Origin of the sequence: Arthrobacter pascens (genome assembly GCF_017052465.1) — a bacterium.
Taxonomy (GTDB): domain Bacteria; phylum Actinomycetota; class Actinomycetes; order Actinomycetales; family Micrococcaceae; genus Arthrobacter; species Arthrobacter pascens.
Genome location: NZ_JAFHKT010000152.1, coordinates 47,258 through 61,349, shown reverse-complemented (window position 1 = coordinate 61,349; position 14,092 = coordinate 47,258). Strand labels below are relative to the sequence as shown.

Sequence of the window (14,092 nt, the reverse complement as noted above, 5' to 3'; positions counted from 1 at the left end):
AAACGGTGGCGCGGGCGCTACCGTTTGGAGGGCGTTGTCATCGACACGGTGGTGGCTGAGCCGAGTACCGCTGACTGTGTGCGGGCTCCCCACGTGCCGCCGGGCAACACGGGATAGTAGTAGGTGAGTCCTGAAGGTTGGACCGCAACCAGTCCTGTGGTTCCGCTGCCGCCGATCCCCGTTGTTCCTGAGTATTGCCGGAACGACTGCCATCCGGCCCCGACGACTTTCCTGGGTTCCGCAATGAAAGCCTGCTGCCCGTTGGAGCGGTAGAGGCGCATTGCTCCAGACGGGTCGACGGCCAGCAAATCCTGGTTGCCGTCGGCATCGAAGTCAATCATGGCCAGCGTCAATGAGTTCCACCCACGGCCGATCCTCACGGGGGCTCCGAGGACGGTGCCGGATGTGTTGGCCCAGTAGTGCAGGACCCCGTCAGCTCCATAGCCCACCAGCCCTGGATAGCTGCCGGATTTCAGCCAGGGGCCGGCAACGATGGTGGTCCGGTCAAATCCGCTGGCGGCGAGTGTCTGAGCCCCGGCGAAGCCTCCGGAGGCCCAGCCCAGGTAAACAGCCAGAGAACCCGCAGTGCGCTGCGCAAGCACATCGGCGACGCCGTCTGAGTTCCAGTCGACAACGTGCAGGGACTTGATGCCGGACCATCCGGCGCCGATGAGATAGGCGCTTGTCGCCGACCCGCCGCTGCGTGCCGGATTGTTCCAGAGCTTTCCTTGAGCATCTATCGTGAGGATGTCGGCGGTGCCGTCAAGCGAGGGCCTGGCCACGAGGTTGGCGCTTCCGGATAGCAGGCGATCATTCCAGTTTCCTGCCTGGGGACTCCGCGTTCCGAACCTGGCTGCAATAAGTGGGTAGTACGACAGCTCGCCTGATCGGTCCCGGGCGAGCAGGCCATTGGATGTAGCCGAGGCAAAGGCCCGTGCCGGGCTGATGCTGCTCATGGTGTTCCAGCCTGAGCCTATGATCGTCCGGGGCTCGTCGATGAAGGATCCTGTGCCGTTGGAGCGGTAGATCCGCATCTGCCCCGCGTGGTCCACGGCAAGGATGTCCTGGTTGCCGTCCCCGTCCGCATCTGTCATCACGACGTGCACGCGGACGAAGCCCGAGCCGGCAACGCTTGGCTGGCCGAGCATCCGGCCGGCATCGTTCGGATAGTACTGGAGTGTGCCATTTTCCCCGCGGACCATGACCCCCGGGTAGTTTGCTGCCCGCTGCCAGGGCCCTATCGTCACTACGGCGTCCGACAGCCCGGAGAGCACCTGGACCGGGGCAGCGAAGCCGCCGCCTGGCAGCGCGAAATGGATACTCAGGGCTCCGCCGGTGCTGACTGTCGCCAAATCGTAGAGCCCGTCTGAATTCCAGTCGATCACGTGCGTGGAGGACAGACCCGTATACCCTGCACCGATCTTGGTTCCCGCGCCGACGGTGCCGGTGCCGGTCGCATGGCGGTAGAGGTCACCCGCCGAGTCCACGGTGACGACGTCGGTGGAGGCCTGGATCGATGGTGTCGGCTGGGCAGGCGGAGCGGCAACCTCGAGGTTGATGTTCTCGCCACCGGCAATGAGGTAGCCGTTCCACCCTGTGCCGATGGACGTCGGCGTTCCCCAGGCCGAGTTGCCCGGCACGGGGTAGTAAACAAGCTGTCCGGCGGAGCTCCTCGCCATGAGGCCATTGGTGCCGGAGCTCTTGAAATTGGTGGTGACGGTGACGCTCGTCATTTTGTGCCAGCCGCCGCCCAGTGACTTTCGAGGCTCTGCCAGGAAGGCGCCATTTCCCCCGGAACGGTACAGGCGCAGCGCTCCGGCCGGATCTTGGCCCAGGATGTCCTGATTCCCGTCGCCGTCAAAATCGATCATTGTCAGGTTGATCTTGCTCCAACCGTTGCCGATCGTGGTGGCCGTGCCGAGTCCCGCCCCTGAGCTGTTGCGCCAGAGCCTCAGCACGCCTGAGTCGTCGCGGGTGATGATGTGCGGGAAGTAGCTGCCTCTCAGCCAATAGCCGATGGTCAGTTGGTACTTGCTCCAGCCGGATGCCGCAAGAACGGGGCCGGTGGCAAATCCGCCGGCCGCCACGCCGAGGTAGACGTTGACGCGGCCGGACGTCCATTGGGCAACGAGATCAAGGACGCCGTCGGCGTTCCAGTCGATCGCGTTGACCGACCGGATCCCGGTCCAGCCCTTGCCGATCTGCTTCCTTGGCTTGAGAGCACCGTTTCCGGTGGCCGGGTAGTCCCATAGAACTCCGGCACTGTCCACTGCGACAACGTCCCCGAGGGATGTGATGGAGGGAGCCGGTATCGCGCCGTCTGCGGTTGCCGCGAATTTCTGCAGGGTGGCCAGCGTGCCGTTCCAGGCATTGGAATCGCCGGCAAACGGACCGGTAGCGCTGTATTGCCACACGCTGTATGTGGCCCAGCCGCTGGGCATGCTGCCAACGTACTGCGAGTACGCGGCAAGATGCAGCGGCTGCCGGGAGAACGCGGACGAGTTTCCGGTGCACGTCTTCCACCAGTCCGTGGTGGTGTAGATCATCGGAAGGCGCCCGGTCCTGGCCAGAACCTGACTGGAGAAGGCCTTGATCCAGTTGACCATCGCCGTTTGGCTCATGTTGTAGCAGGAGTTTCCGAGGGAAGCGTACGGGTTGTATTCGATGTCGAGGAGGGGCGGCATGGTTTTTCCATCCCCGGTCCAGCCGCCGCCGTTGTTCACGAAATAGTTCGCCTGCTCCACTGCGCTGGAAACATTGGGGAGGGCGAAGTGGTAAGCGCCGCGGATAAGATTCGCGCTCGACGCACCCGCATACTGGGATCCGAACACCGGATTCCGGTAGGTAGTTCCCTCGGTCGCCTTGACGTACGCGAACCTGGCGCCCATGTTGTATTGGGCAGGCCAGTTAACTGTGGACTGGTGGCTGCTGACGTCCAGGCCCTGAATGCCCGGCGCCATCCACGTGTTGGCTGCTTCCATGGACGGCGTGTCCGCGGACCGCGTCCCGTACCGCTTCTCGAGGATGGCAGCACGGGTCTTGGCGCCCTGGCCCATGTAGGCGCCGTCTCGACCGATTTCCGCCCGGAGTGCTTCCATGTCGACTGCCGGGGCCGCGGATTCTTCCGCCGGCGCCGCGGTTCCATCCGATTCGGCAGTTCCATCTGCTGCCGGGGCAGGAGCTGTGGCACTGCCGCTCAAGGGTTCGTCCGGCGACGGGGCGGCGTGGGCAGGAAGGACACCGCCGATGCAAAGCATTGCGCACAATAGCGCGGAGATGCCCAGCCGACCCAGGCGTCTGGCTCCCGCCAGCGCTGCGGACTGCGTGCATGTCGAGGAACGGTTCATTGTTCTAACCCCCAGCTTTAAACTGCGGGCCGAAGTGGCCCCAGATGCTGGACTTCCCCGAGCTGAGCCCTCTTCACACCTGCAGCGATGTTCGGAAATATCGTAGCATTTGTGGTAATGAAGTGACGACTGGGACTCTTGTGGCATCTGAGGACCTTGGTGGCATTGGGAGTCCTGAGGACGATGGGGCCGTCATGGACCAGCGGTAGCGGCTGGCTGTCCTAGACTGGGGGCCATGAAGGTTTTGGTCACCGGCGGGGCCGGGTACATCGGATCGCACACTGTGCTTTGTCTGCTCGAGGACGGACACGAGGTGGTGGTGCTGGACAACCTCATGAACTCCAGCGTCGAGGCCGTGCATCGCGTTGAAGAGCTTACGGGCAGGAAAGTGGCATTCCGCGAGGGCGACCTGTTGGACGCTGCCGCCGTCGATGAGGTGTTCGCGGAAGGCGGCTTCGACGCCGTCATCCACTTCGCGGGGCTGAAGGCGGTGGGGGAGTCGGTCGAGAAGCCGTTGTGGTACTACAGGAACAACGTCGTCGGCACGCTCAACCTGCTGGAGAGCATGGAGAAGGCAGATGTGCGCCGGCTGGTGTTCAGTTCGTCCGCCACGGTGTACGGCGCTTCCGAGCACGTCCCGCTGATTGAAAAATCGCCCCTGGACGCCACGAATCCCTATGGCCGCACCAAGGAACAGATCGAGGACATCCTCTCTGACCTGAGCGACGCCGATCCGCGCTGGAGTATCGCGTTGCTCCGCTACTTCAACCCGGTCGGCGCGCACGAGTCCGGACGCATCGGGGAGGACCCGCGCGGCATCCCCAACAACCTGTTGCCGTTCGTGGCGCAGGTGGCTGTGGGCCGGCGGGAGAAGGTGCGGGTGTTCGGCAACGACTACCCCACGCCGGATGGCACGGGAGTCCGGGACTATATCCACGTCATGGACCTCGCGGCAGGCCACCTCGCGGCGCTCCGCTACCTGGAAACCAAGACCGGTTCCTTCCGCTGGAACCTCGGCACCGGGCGGGGCTCGTCCGTGCTTGAAGTGATTGAAGCCTTCGGCACGGCAGCCGGACACCCGATCCCGTACGAGTTCGCGCCGCGGCGGCCAGGCGACGCAGCCGTCAGCTACGCGGATGCCTCGGCTGCGCTGGCCGATCTGGGCTGGTCCGCACACCGGGACCTCGCGCAGATGTGTGCGGACCACTGGCGGTGGCAAAGCTCCAACCCTTACGGCTACGACGGGGAAGCGTAGCCCCGCAGCCAGGGCATTCCCCCACTTATCCACAACTTGGCACGTTTGACTATGCCTGGTGATCCGCATCCCTTAGCTTTAACCCAGTTGCACTGCCTCCGCTGGGGGTGGCAGGCGTACGGGGGGCGTCATGGATGCTGTGCGGATAGTCGAGGACGAAGTTCGGGAGCTCATCCGTCGGCGGGGGCTGGACCCCCTCCGGCAGGCAGGGGAGGTCAGGCGGCTCGTTGACGCGGCTGTCAGCGATTATGACGAACGCGCCCTGATGGGTCCGCTGCCTCCGCTTGGTTCCGCTGACACCGCACGGAGGTTCGTCTTTGACGCCGTGGCGGGTTTCGGCGTCCTGCAGCCGCTGCTCGACGATCCGGCCATCGAGGAAGTCTGGATCAACGCGCCCAACGAGGTCTACGTGGCCCGGAACGGCGAATCCGAGCTCACGTCGCTCAACCTTACTGACCAACAGGTGCGCGATCTCGTAGAGCGGATGCTCAAAAGCTCGGGACGGCGCCTCGACATGTCTTCGCCGTTTGTGGACGCGGCACTGCCGGACGGTTCCCGGCTGCATGTGGTCATTCCCGACGTGACGAAGCGGCACTGGGCCATAAATATCCGCAAGTTCGTCGTCAAGGCGAGCCGTCTCGAGCACCTCGTCGACCTTGGAACCCTGACACCGCAGTCTGCGCGGTTTCTCGGTGCGGCGGTGGCCAGCGGACTGAATATCCTGGTATCGGGCGCCACCCAGGCGGGCAAGACCACCATGCTGAACTGCCTGGCCGCCAGCATCGGCAGCCGCGAGCGGGTTATCACCGTTGAGGAAATCTTTGAGCTGCAGTTTCCGCTGCGTGACGTGGTGGGACTTCAGTGCCGCCAGCCAAATCTCGAAGGCGAGGGGGAGATCCCGCTGCGCCGGCTGGTCAAGGAGGCGCTGCGGATGCGCCCGGACCGCCTGGTGGTCGGCGAGGTACGGGAAGCGGAAAGCCTCGACATGCTGATCGCCTTGAATTCAGGGCTTCCCGGAATGTGCACCGTCCATGCGAATTCGGCCCATGATGCCGTGACGAAGATCTGCACCCTTCCGTTGCTGGCCGGAGAAAACATTTCAAGTGCCTTCGTTGTCCCCACCGTTGCCTCCTGCATCGACCTCGTGGTCCACTGCAGCCGGCAGGTGAACGGTCGCAGACGGGTGACCGAGATCCTGTCCCTGGGAAGGAGGGTCGAGAACGGCGTCATAGAGTCGTCGATGGTCTTTTCCCTGGTCGATGGACAGCTGCAGCCAAGTGCCAGCTCGATGCCTGCGCCTGAGAAGTTCGCGAGAGCGGGTTACGACGTTGCGGCATTACTGGAGTCACGGTGATGGCCCCGCTACTTGGCGTGCTGGTGGGAGCAGGACTCTTCCTCGTCTGGTGGTCGGCCTGGGCGCAGCCGGAAACCGTCAGGCGTGAGCCGAGGAGCAGCCGCCTCCATGACCTGCTGCTCGCGGCCGGCGTTGAAAAGGTTACAGGCGCCGGTCTCATCGGCAGTTGCCTGGGGCTTGGCCTTTTCGTGACGTTGGTCTTCTTCGCCGTCAGCAAGTCATGGCCGGTTTCATTGTGTTTCGGGCTGTTCGGAGCCTGGCTTCCCGTCGTGGCAGTCAGATGGCGTGCCCGACGGCGGACTGCCGTTTTGCGTCGGCTCTGGCCGGATGTCGTGGACCACCTCAGATCTGCCATCCGGGCAGGTCTCTCGCTGCCCGAAGCCCTCATCCAGCTGGGTGAGAAGGGGCCGGAGGAACTTCGTCACGTGTTTCGTGACTTCGGCTCCGACTACAGGGCGGGTGGCCAGTTCGATGCTTCACTGAACAAACTCAAGGAACGTCTTGCTGATCCGGTGGCCGACCGCATCATCGAAGCGCTGAGGCTCACGAGGGAAGTGGGCGGTTCCGACCTCGGCAGGCTCCTGGGGACGCTTGCCGAATTCCTCCGCGAAAGTGCCAGGACCCGAAGCGAACTCGAAGCCAGGCAGTCCTGGACGGTGAACGCGGCCCGGCTCGCCGTCGCGGCCCCCTGGATCGTCATGGTCTTACTGGTGAGCCGTCCGGAGGCAGTGGCCGCCTACAACACGCCGATGGGTGCCGGGGTCTTGGTCGGAGGGCTGGTGGTTTCCATGGTGTGCTACTCGATCATGCTGCGGATCGGTGCGCTTCCTGAAGAGGAGAGGGTCCTGCGATGACGACCGTCCCGGCAGCAGCGATCGCGTGCGGCATACTCCTCGGCGCGGGACTGTGGCTACTTCTCGTCCGCCTTCCGTTCATGCGGCCCGTCTCCTTTGTGGAGCGGATAGAGCCGCAGCTCAAGGCCCAGAATGTGGAATCCCGGCTGCTTATGGCAGCTGACCACAATCTCACGCCCTTCGGCCCGCTCGAGCGTATCGTCCGTCCCCTGATCAGGGACGGGCTGGCGAAGCTGGGCAGGTTCAACCTGGGATCCTCGGTCCTGGCACGCAGGCTGGCGCAGGCAGGAATCAGCAAACTGCCGGTGCATTTCCGCGCTGAACAGCTTCTCTGGGCCGTGGGCGGCTTCTTGGCCACCGTCGGGTTGATAGCCCTGGGTGCCATGGCGGGGCGGTTCAGCCCGGTGCTGGCTGTCGTAGTAGCGGCCGGAAGCGCTGTCGGCGGATTCCTCTTCCGCGATTACTGGCTGGGAGTGCAGATCAGGAAACGGGAGGGCAGAATGATGGCCGAGTTTCCGAGCCTTGCTGAGCTGATGGCGCTGGCGGTGGGCGCAGGGGAGAGCGCCACCGGTGCATTGGACCGGGTTTGCAGGAGTGCCCGCGGGGAGCTCGCCAAGGAGTTTGAAAAGGTGCTCGCTGAAACGCGTGCGGGAAAGCCCCTCGTGGAGGCCCTGCAGGAGTTCTCTTCCCGGACCGACCTCGGGCCGCTCATCCGTTTCGTGGACGGAATCATCGTCGCAGTGGAGAGGGGCACGCCCTTGGCCGACGTACTGAGGGCCCAGGCCCAGGATGTCCGGGACACCGCAAAACGCGATCTGATGGAGTCCGCCGGAAAGAAAGAAATCGCGATGATGGTGCCGCTTGTCTTCGGGGTGTTGCCCCTCACCGTGGTATTTGCCGTGTTCCCTGGCCTGGCCGCGCTGAGCCTGAATCTGTGAAGTTCGCGGTGGCCACCAGATCCCTGCCCCTGACCGCCTGCGGAAATCCGCATCGTCCTTAGCCAGTACTCACCATCTCAAGGAAACGGAAACCAAATGACACTCATGGCCAGGCATGGAATTGCACTAGTGCGCGCGCTCGGGTTGGGCATCGGGCGAGCTGCGGCCTCGATCGGGCAGCACCGCCGCGGCGACACCCTCGGCCGTGATCACGGTGAGCGGGGAGATGTTCCGGGCTGGGTCATGATCACCCTCATGTCGGCGGTGCTGGTGGCGGCGCTGCTCGCCCTCGCCGGACCGGCGCTGGAAGCCATGTTCAACCAGGCAATGGACACGGTCGGAAAATAGGCGATGATGCCGGTCGCTGGCCGTTCCGAGCGCGAGAGAGGTTCCGCGGTCGTCGACTTCGTCCTGGTGGGTGGGCTGCTCACGATGTTCTTTCTCGCCATCATCCAGCTGGCGCTCGTGCTGCACGTCCGGAACACGCTGATCGATGCCGCGGCCTCGGGCGCTCGGTATGGGACCTTGGCCGACCGCAGCGTCAGCGACGCGCGGCAACGCACGGGTGAGCTCATCCACACCGCGCTCAACGCTGACTTCGCGCAGGACATTCAGACACGCGAGGTCACTTTTCAAGGGCTGCGCGCGCTGGAGGTGACCGTCAGGGCGCCGATGCCGGTAATCGGTTTGATCGGCCCGCGGGGTTTGTTGGAAGTAAGTGGACATGCAGCGATCAACAACTGAACTCCGGCACTCGCCGTGTCCTGCAGGACAGCCAAGGGCCGGCCGACCCGGCGAAGCACCGGGCGTCGACCCTGGATATCCGGGCGAAGACCCGGGCGAGCGGGGGAGCGCAGTCGTGGAGTTCACTTTCCTGGGGCTGCTGCTCATGGTGCCCGTGGTGTACTTCATCATTACTGTCGGCCAGATACAGGGAGGTTCGTTTGCCGTGGTTGGAGCGGCAGACCAGGCGGCGAAGATATTCGTGGCCCAGCCCGACGAGTCGTCCGGCAGGGCAGCAGCAGAGCAAGCGGCCGTGATGGCCATAGCCGACTACGGCCATCCTGCCGAAAACGCCCGGGTTGAAGTGACGTGTGACCGTAGCGACTGCATGGCCGCAGGGTCTGCGGTCACCGTGACGGTGCACCTCAGTGTGCCGCTGCCCTTTGTCCCCTTCAGCGACGCGTTGCACCTCAGTGCCGGCCAACTGAACGCCACGGCAACCCAGATCGTGGGCAGGTTCCGTTGATCCATCGCGTGCCCCGCCCGCCATCCGCCGGCCCGCCCGGGAGCGCGCCCGCCGAAGACGGGCAGATAACCGTGCTCGTCATCGGCTTTGTCATGCTGGCGCTACTGGTCAGCACCGTGGTGATGGCCGCCTCCAGCCTGTACATCGAACATAAGAAGCTCCTGTCCCTGGCCGACGGAGCGTCCGTTGCTGCCGCGGGCAGCTTCACCCTGGGCCAGGTGGAAACGGCCGGCGGCACTCCCAGCGCCGCACTGAGCGGTGAGCGCGTCAGAAGCGCGGCCAGCGACTACCTCAACCGGAACGGCGCGTTTGGGCGCCACTCCGCGCTGACCGTCGCTCCGGCAACGGGCACGCCCGACGGCTCCACCGCCGTCGTGGTTCTCAGCGCGGCAGTCCATCCTCCGGTGGTGAACTTCCTGGTGCCGGACGGCATAAGGATAGAAGCGTCATCCACTGCCCGGTCCAGGCTCACGCGCTGAAGCGTACGCGCTCACGGTCCGGCCGGAGGAGGTGGATAGCGTAGGCTTAAACAACCATGGCTCAAATTGATTTTTCTGCAGAGATCCGCGCCTTGCGCGCCACCTACACCTCCATTGAGAACGTCACCAATGTCGAGGCGCTGAAGGAAGACATCGCAGAACTGAGCGAGCGTGCCGGCGAACCGAATCTTTGGGACGACCCCGCGGCCGCGCAGATCATCACCTCGCGCCTTTCCCACCGCCAGTCCGAACTCGAGCGTTTGACCAAGCTGGTCTCCCGCATCGACGACCTCGAGGTCCTGGTGGAACTGGGCCAGGACGAGGACGACGCCGACTCCATGGGTGAGGCCGCGGCGGAACTCGAATCGATCCGCAAATCCCTGGAGGAGCTGGAAGTCGTCACGCTGCTGTCCGGTGAATACGACGAGCGCGAGGCCGTGGTGACCATCCGTGCGGGGGCCGGCGGCGTCGATGCCGCAGATTTCGCGGAAATGCTGCTCCGGATGTACCTGCGCTGGGCCGAACGCCACGGCTATCCCACCACCGTCATGGATACGTCCTATGCGGAGGAGGCTGGGCTCAAGTCCGCGACCTTCGAAGTCAATGCGCCGTACGCCTTCGGCACGCTGAGCGTTGAAGCAGGCACACACCGGCTAGTCCGGATCAGCCCCTTCGACAACCAGGGCCGCCGGCAGACGTCCTTCGCCGCGGTGGAGGTCATCCCGCTCATTGAGCAGACCGACTCCATCGAGATCCCGGACAACGAGATCCGCGTGGACGTCTTCAGGTCCTCGGGCCCGGGCGGGCAGTCGGTCAACACCACGGACTCCGCGGTCCGGCTGACCCACATCCCCACGGGCACCGTCGTGTCCATGCAGAACGAGAAGTCCCAGCTGCAGAACCGTGCCGCCGCACTGCGCGTGCTCCAGTCCAGGCTGCTGCTGCTTAAGAAGGAGCAGGAGGACGCCGAGAAGAAGGCGTTCGCCGGCGACGTCAAGGCATCCTGGGGCGACCAGATGCGCTCCTACGTCCTGAACCCGTACCAAATGGTGAAGGACTTACGGACCGAGCACGAAGTCGGCAACACCTCGGCCGTGTTCGACGGCGCCATCGACGACTTCATCGAAGCTGGAATCCGATGGCGCACAGACAACCGTAACGCCGAAAAGTAGGCTCCGTTGGACGGCCTGCCGACGTGTCAGCAGACATTCGCCCGCAATCGGGCGACACGCCCTCCTGACTCCCCCGGGAGCGCCGTTCCCCGTAGGTATAGTCGAGGGGCCGGAGCTCTACTTCCCCAAGCGAAAGCCCCCGCACCGGTTGCAGACCAGGCTAACAAGGCCCTGCAGGGTTCATAGGATCATGATCCGTTTCGAAAATGTCACCAAGGTCTACGACCAGACAACCCGGCCCGCGCTGGACTCTGTCACCCTTGAAATTGACCGTGGTGAATTCGCCTTCCTCGTCGGCGCATCCGGATCCGGCAAGTCGACCTTCCTGCGCCTGGTGCTCAAGGAAGACCGCGCCACGTCCGGCGCCGTCTACGTCGCGGGCCAGAACGTCGCCAACATCTCGAGTTGGCGGGTGCCGAGGCTGCGCCGCGGAATCGGGGTCGTGTTCCAGGACTTCCGCCTGCTTCCGCAGAAGAATGTGTTCGCGAACGTCGCCTTTGCCATGCAGGTCATCGGCAAGAGCCGCAGCGTCATCCGGGACACCGTCCCCGAGGTCCTCAAGACGGTCGGCCTGGAGGGCAAAGAGAAGCGCATGCCGCATGAGCTTTCCGGCGGCGAGCAGCAGCGCGTTGCGATCGCCCGCGCCGTGGTCAACCGGCCCGGCATCCTGCTGGCTGACGAGCCCACCGGCAACCTGGATCCCACAACGTCCATGGGCATCATGGGTGTCCTCGACAAGATTAACCAGAACGGCACCACCGTGGTGATGGCCACGCACGACGACGACATAGTCAACGAGATGCGCAAGCGAGTTGTGGAACTCAAGAACGGCGTCGTCATCCGCGACGAGGCCCGTGCCCTCTATACGTCCATGATTCCCGTTGTCGGCCAGTCCCGCAGGCTCAAGGACGCCAGCGGACGCGACGATGCCGGCGTGACGCCGGCGGGACCGATGCCCGGCCAGTCGCCCGACAGTGACGCCGCCGCGCGTTCAGGGGAGAGCCGGCTGTGAGGCTCCAGTTCATCCTCGGAGAAATCGGCAGCGGACTGCGGCGGAACCTGTCCATGGTGGTTTCGGTCATCCTGGTCACGTTCGTCTCGCTGACGTTCGTCGGTGCTGCAGGCATGCTCCAGCTGCAGATCAACCAGATGAAGGGCTACTGGTACGACAAAGTCCAGGTGGCCATCTTCCTCTGCGGTGAAGGGTCGACGGCGGCCGGTTGCGCTTCCGGTACAGCGACACCCGAGCAGCAGGACAATTTGCGGACGCTTCTGGAATCACCGGCCGTGTCCCAGTACATCAACGACTTCCAGTTTGAGTCCAAGGAAGATGCCTACAAGCACTTCAAGGAACAGTTCTCGAACTCTCCGATCGTCGATTCCGTCACCCCGGACCAGCTTCCCGCATCCTTCCGGATCAACATGAAGGATCCGGAAAAATACCAGATCATCAGTGAGACTTTTTCCTCCCAGCCGGGTGTGGAGACGGTGATCGATCAGCGTCAGGTCCTGGAGCGGCTGTTTTCCGTCATGAACGCAGCCTCCCTCGTCGCGGTGATCATCGCGGGTGTCATGACGGTTTGCGCCATCCTGCTCATTGCCACCACCATCAGGCTGTCGGCGTTCAGCCGGCGTCGCGAGACGGGCATCATGAGGCTCGTGGGCGCATCCAAGACAGTCATCCAGCTGCCGTTCATCCTGGAGGGCGTGATCGCCGCGGTCATTGGAGCAGCCTTGGCGTCGGGCACGCTTTGGGCGGTGGCCCATTTCTTCCTTGGCGAATACATGTCAAAGCAGTACCCTGACACGGCGTTCATTTCCCCGGCCCAGACGCTGTTGATCGCTCCAGCCCTCGTTGGACTGGGCGTTGTTCTGGCGGGCACTTCATCTCTGTTGACTCTCCGCCGATACTTGAGGGTGTAGTCCATGAATACAGAAGGAATCCCCATGATCGCGAAGCCCGGCCGGTTCCTGCCGAGCGTTCCGGCGGGGCGCCAGCACAGGATCATCAGCGCCGCCCTCGCGGTGGTGCTGGCAGCCGGGCTGGGAGCCTCAGCCCCGGCTTTCGCCGGTGACCTGGAAGACCAGCAGGCCGCGCTCAAGGCTGAAGCCTCCCGTGTCCAGCAGTCCCTCGAATTCGTGGATGCCAAAATCTCCAAGGCCGCCGCCGATCTCGTGATGTTCCGTGGCCAGCTCCCGGGCGCCCAGCAGGCACTGCTTGAGGCCCAGGGCCGGGTGGCGAGCGCGGTGAAGGAAGTCGAGGCCCTGGCCGCCCGCGTCGATCTAGCCCAGCAGAATAAGGCGAAGATCACCCAGCAGCTCGATGCGGACAAGCAGAAGATCGCCAGCACCAAGAAGTTGATCGGCCAGATCGCCACGCAGGCCTACAAATCAGGCGGCGTGCCTTCGAACCTGACCCTTTTCTTCGGCTCCAACAACACCGGCAGCCTCACCGACACGATCGACATGGCGGACCAGGCCATGCGGAGCCAGAACTCGGCCATGGACAAGCTGTCACAGCAGAACGCCACCAACGTGAATTCCCAGGCCCGCCTGGAAGCCGTCGAAGCCGAGATCAAGGACCTTAAGGCCAAAGCCGATGCCGCGCTGGCAAAGGAAAAGGTTGCCCGTGACGAAGCAGCCGCCAAGAAGGCCAAGGTGGATAAGCTCATCGCGGACACGGCGCGCCTTAACAAAGAACTTGAAGCGGCCAAGCCCGGAATCCAGAAGAAGCTGGCAACCGTCCAGGCCCGGCAGCAGGCTGTCGCCGCCGAAATTGTCGAACGGGACCGGAAGCTGCGCGAAGCCTGGCTGGCTGAGCAGCGCCGGATAGCCGAAGCTGCCGCCGCTGCTGCCCGGGCCCGCGCCGAGGCCGAAGCCCGCGCCCGCGGTGATGCCGAAGCCGCTGCCCGCGCCCGGATTATCCAGCCTTATGTGCCGCCTGTGGCAGGTCCGCCGTCGGCCTTTGGCCTGCGCCACCCGTTCTCGGACGGTGTCCCGATCACGTCAGGGTTCGGCTGGCGGGCAACTCCGCCCGGCACCGTGGATTTCTACGGCTCCGGCGGCTACATGCACACCGGCATCGACTTCGGAGCAGGCTGCGGCACACCGGTTTATGCGCCGGCAGCGGGCACCGTGTTCTCCGCAGGATGGGCTGACGACGGCGGCGGGAACAATGTGAAGATCTCCCACGGCGTGGTGCAGGGCAACTCGCTCACCACCATCTACTACCACAACTCAAGCGTCGTGGTGTCGGTGGGGCAGCAGGTCAGCCAGGGGCAGCTGATCGCATACTCGGGCACCACCGGCAACTCCACCGGCTGCCACTCGCACTTCGAGACGTGGCTGAACGGTGAAGCGGTGGACCCCATGCGCCTGCTCTGACGGGTGTGTCCGAGGCACCTGCGACCCCGGCCTGGTCCACTGCCGTAGACTGGAATGACT

13 protein-coding genes are annotated in these 14,092 nt (G+C 64.2%); 12 read left to right on the top strand and 1 reads right to left on the bottom strand.

The annotated features are described in order from the left end of the window. Positions 1 to 17 precede the first annotated feature (17 nt). A complete protein-coding gene (locus JYA52_RS21125; protein ID WP_205655350.1) occupies positions 18 to 3,347 on the bottom strand; it encodes a GH25 family lysozyme in 3,330 nt (1,109 codons plus the stop codon). Between the two features lie 235 nt (positions 3,348 to 3,582). Here JYA52_RS21125 and galE point away from each other — a divergent pair, with 235 nt between their 5' ends. The 12 genes from galE to JYA52_RS21065 all read left to right on the top strand — a co-directional run bounded on the left by galE (position 3,583) and on the right by JYA52_RS21065 (position 14,032). Next, on the top strand, positions 3,583 to 4,602 hold the full coding sequence (gene galE / locus JYA52_RS21120) for a UDP-glucose 4-epimerase GalE (protein WP_205655349.1): 1,020 nt from the start codon (positions 3,583 to 3,585) through the stop codon (positions 4,600 to 4,602). A 130-nt stretch (positions 4,603 to 4,732) separates the two neighbouring features. After that, on the top strand, positions 4,733 to 5,956 hold the full coding sequence (locus JYA52_RS21115) for a TadA family conjugal transfer-associated ATPase (protein WP_205655348.1): 1,224 nt from the start codon (positions 4,733 to 4,735) through the stop codon (positions 5,954 to 5,956). After that, positions 5,956 to 6,810 (top strand): type II secretion system F family protein, encoded by an 855-nt coding sequence (locus tag JYA52_RS21110; protein ID WP_205655347.1) that lies wholly within the window; start codon positions 5,956 to 5,958, stop codon positions 6,808 to 6,810. The genes JYA52_RS21115 and JYA52_RS21110 overlap by 1 nt, the downstream gene beginning before the upstream one ends. Beyond that, positions 6,807 to 7,748, top strand: a complete 942-nt coding sequence (locus JYA52_RS21105; RefSeq protein ID WP_205655346.1) for a type II secretion system F family protein — start codon at positions 6,807 to 6,809, stop codon at positions 7,746 to 7,748. Before JYA52_RS21110 ends, JYA52_RS21105 begins: the two co-directional genes overlap by 4 nt. Before the next feature lie 96 nt (positions 7,749 to 7,844). Further along, on the top strand, positions 7,845 to 8,096 hold the full coding sequence (locus JYA52_RS21100) for a hypothetical protein (RefSeq protein WP_205655558.1): 252 nt from the start codon (positions 7,845 to 7,847) through the stop codon (positions 8,094 to 8,096). A 3-nt stretch (positions 8,097 to 8,099) separates the two neighbouring features. After that, positions 8,100 to 8,492 carry a TadE family protein gene (locus JYA52_RS21095; protein WP_205655345.1) on the top strand — a complete coding sequence of 131 codons (393 nt, stop codon included), beginning with the start codon at positions 8,100 to 8,102 and terminating at the stop codon, positions 8,490 to 8,492. Between the two features lie 115 nt (positions 8,493 to 8,607). Further along, positions 8,608 to 8,997 carry a hypothetical protein gene (locus tag JYA52_RS21090; RefSeq protein WP_307869488.1) on the top strand — a complete coding sequence of 130 codons (390 nt, stop codon included), beginning with the start codon at positions 8,608 to 8,610 and terminating at the stop codon, positions 8,995 to 8,997. A gap of 8 nt (positions 8,998 to 9,005) precedes the next feature. Then, positions 9,006 to 9,476, top strand: coding sequence for a pilus assembly protein TadG-related protein (locus JYA52_RS21085; RefSeq protein ID WP_307869487.1), 471 nt, complete (start codon positions 9,006 to 9,008; stop codon positions 9,474 to 9,476). 56 nt (positions 9,477 to 9,532) lie between these two features. Continuing rightward, the gene (prfB, locus tag JYA52_RS21080) at positions 9,533 to 10,648 is read left to right on the top strand and encodes a peptide chain release factor 2 (protein ID WP_205655343.1); all 1,116 of its coding nucleotides are present in this window, start codon (positions 9,533 to 9,535) and stop codon (positions 10,646 to 10,648) included. Between the two features lie 190 nt (positions 10,649 to 10,838). Next, entirely contained in the window at positions 10,839 to 11,660 is an 822-nt protein-coding gene (gene ftsE, locus JYA52_RS21075; protein WP_205655342.1) for a cell division ATP-binding protein FtsE, read from the top strand. Next, entirely contained in the window at positions 11,657 to 12,571 is a 915-nt protein-coding gene (gene ftsX / locus JYA52_RS21070) for a permease-like cell division protein FtsX (RefSeq protein ID WP_205655341.1), read from the top strand. Before ftsE ends, ftsX begins: the two co-directional genes overlap by 4 nt. 24 nt (positions 12,572 to 12,595) lie before the next feature. Continuing rightward, entirely contained in the window at positions 12,596 to 14,032 is a 1,437-nt protein-coding gene (locus JYA52_RS21065; RefSeq protein WP_205655340.1) for a M23 family metallopeptidase, read from the top strand. The last annotated feature ends 60 nt before the right edge of the window (positions 14,033 to 14,092 follow it).

What these genes read in the sequence shown, in the direction of transcription:
- JYA52_RS21125 (WP_205655350.1), bottom strand. Translation starts at nt 3,347, where the DNA reads ATGAACCGTTCCTCGACATGCACGCAGTCCGCAGCGCTGGCGGGAGCC.
- galE (WP_205655349.1), top strand. Translation starts at nt 3,583, where the DNA reads ATGAAGGTTTTGGTCACCGGCGGGGCCGGGTACATCGGATCGCACACT.
- JYA52_RS21115 (WP_205655348.1), top strand. Translation starts at nt 4,733, where the DNA reads ATGGATGCTGTGCGGATAGTCGAGGACGAAGTTCGGGAGCTCATCCGT.
- JYA52_RS21110 (WP_205655347.1), top strand. Translation starts at nt 5,956, where the DNA reads ATGGCCCCGCTACTTGGCGTGCTGGTGGGAGCAGGACTCTTCCTCGTC.
- JYA52_RS21105 (WP_205655346.1), top strand. Translation starts at nt 6,807, where the DNA reads ATGACGACCGTCCCGGCAGCAGCGATCGCGTGCGGCATACTCCTCGGC.
- JYA52_RS21100 (WP_205655558.1), top strand. Translation starts at nt 7,845, where the DNA reads ATGACACTCATGGCCAGGCATGGAATTGCACTAGTGCGCGCGCTCGGG.
- JYA52_RS21095 (WP_205655345.1), top strand. Translation starts at nt 8,100, where the DNA reads ATGATGCCGGTCGCTGGCCGTTCCGAGCGCGAGAGAGGTTCCGCGGTC.
- prfB (WP_205655343.1), top strand. Translation starts at nt 9,533, where the DNA reads ATGGCTCAAATTGATTTTTCTGCAGAGATCCGCGCCTTGCGCGCCACC.
- ftsE (WP_205655342.1), top strand. Translation starts at nt 10,839, where the DNA reads ATGATCCGTTTCGAAAATGTCACCAAGGTCTACGACCAGACAACCCGG.
- JYA52_RS21065 (WP_205655340.1), top strand. Translation starts at nt 12,596, where the DNA reads ATGATCGCGAAGCCCGGCCGGTTCCTGCCGAGCGTTCCGGCGGGGCGC.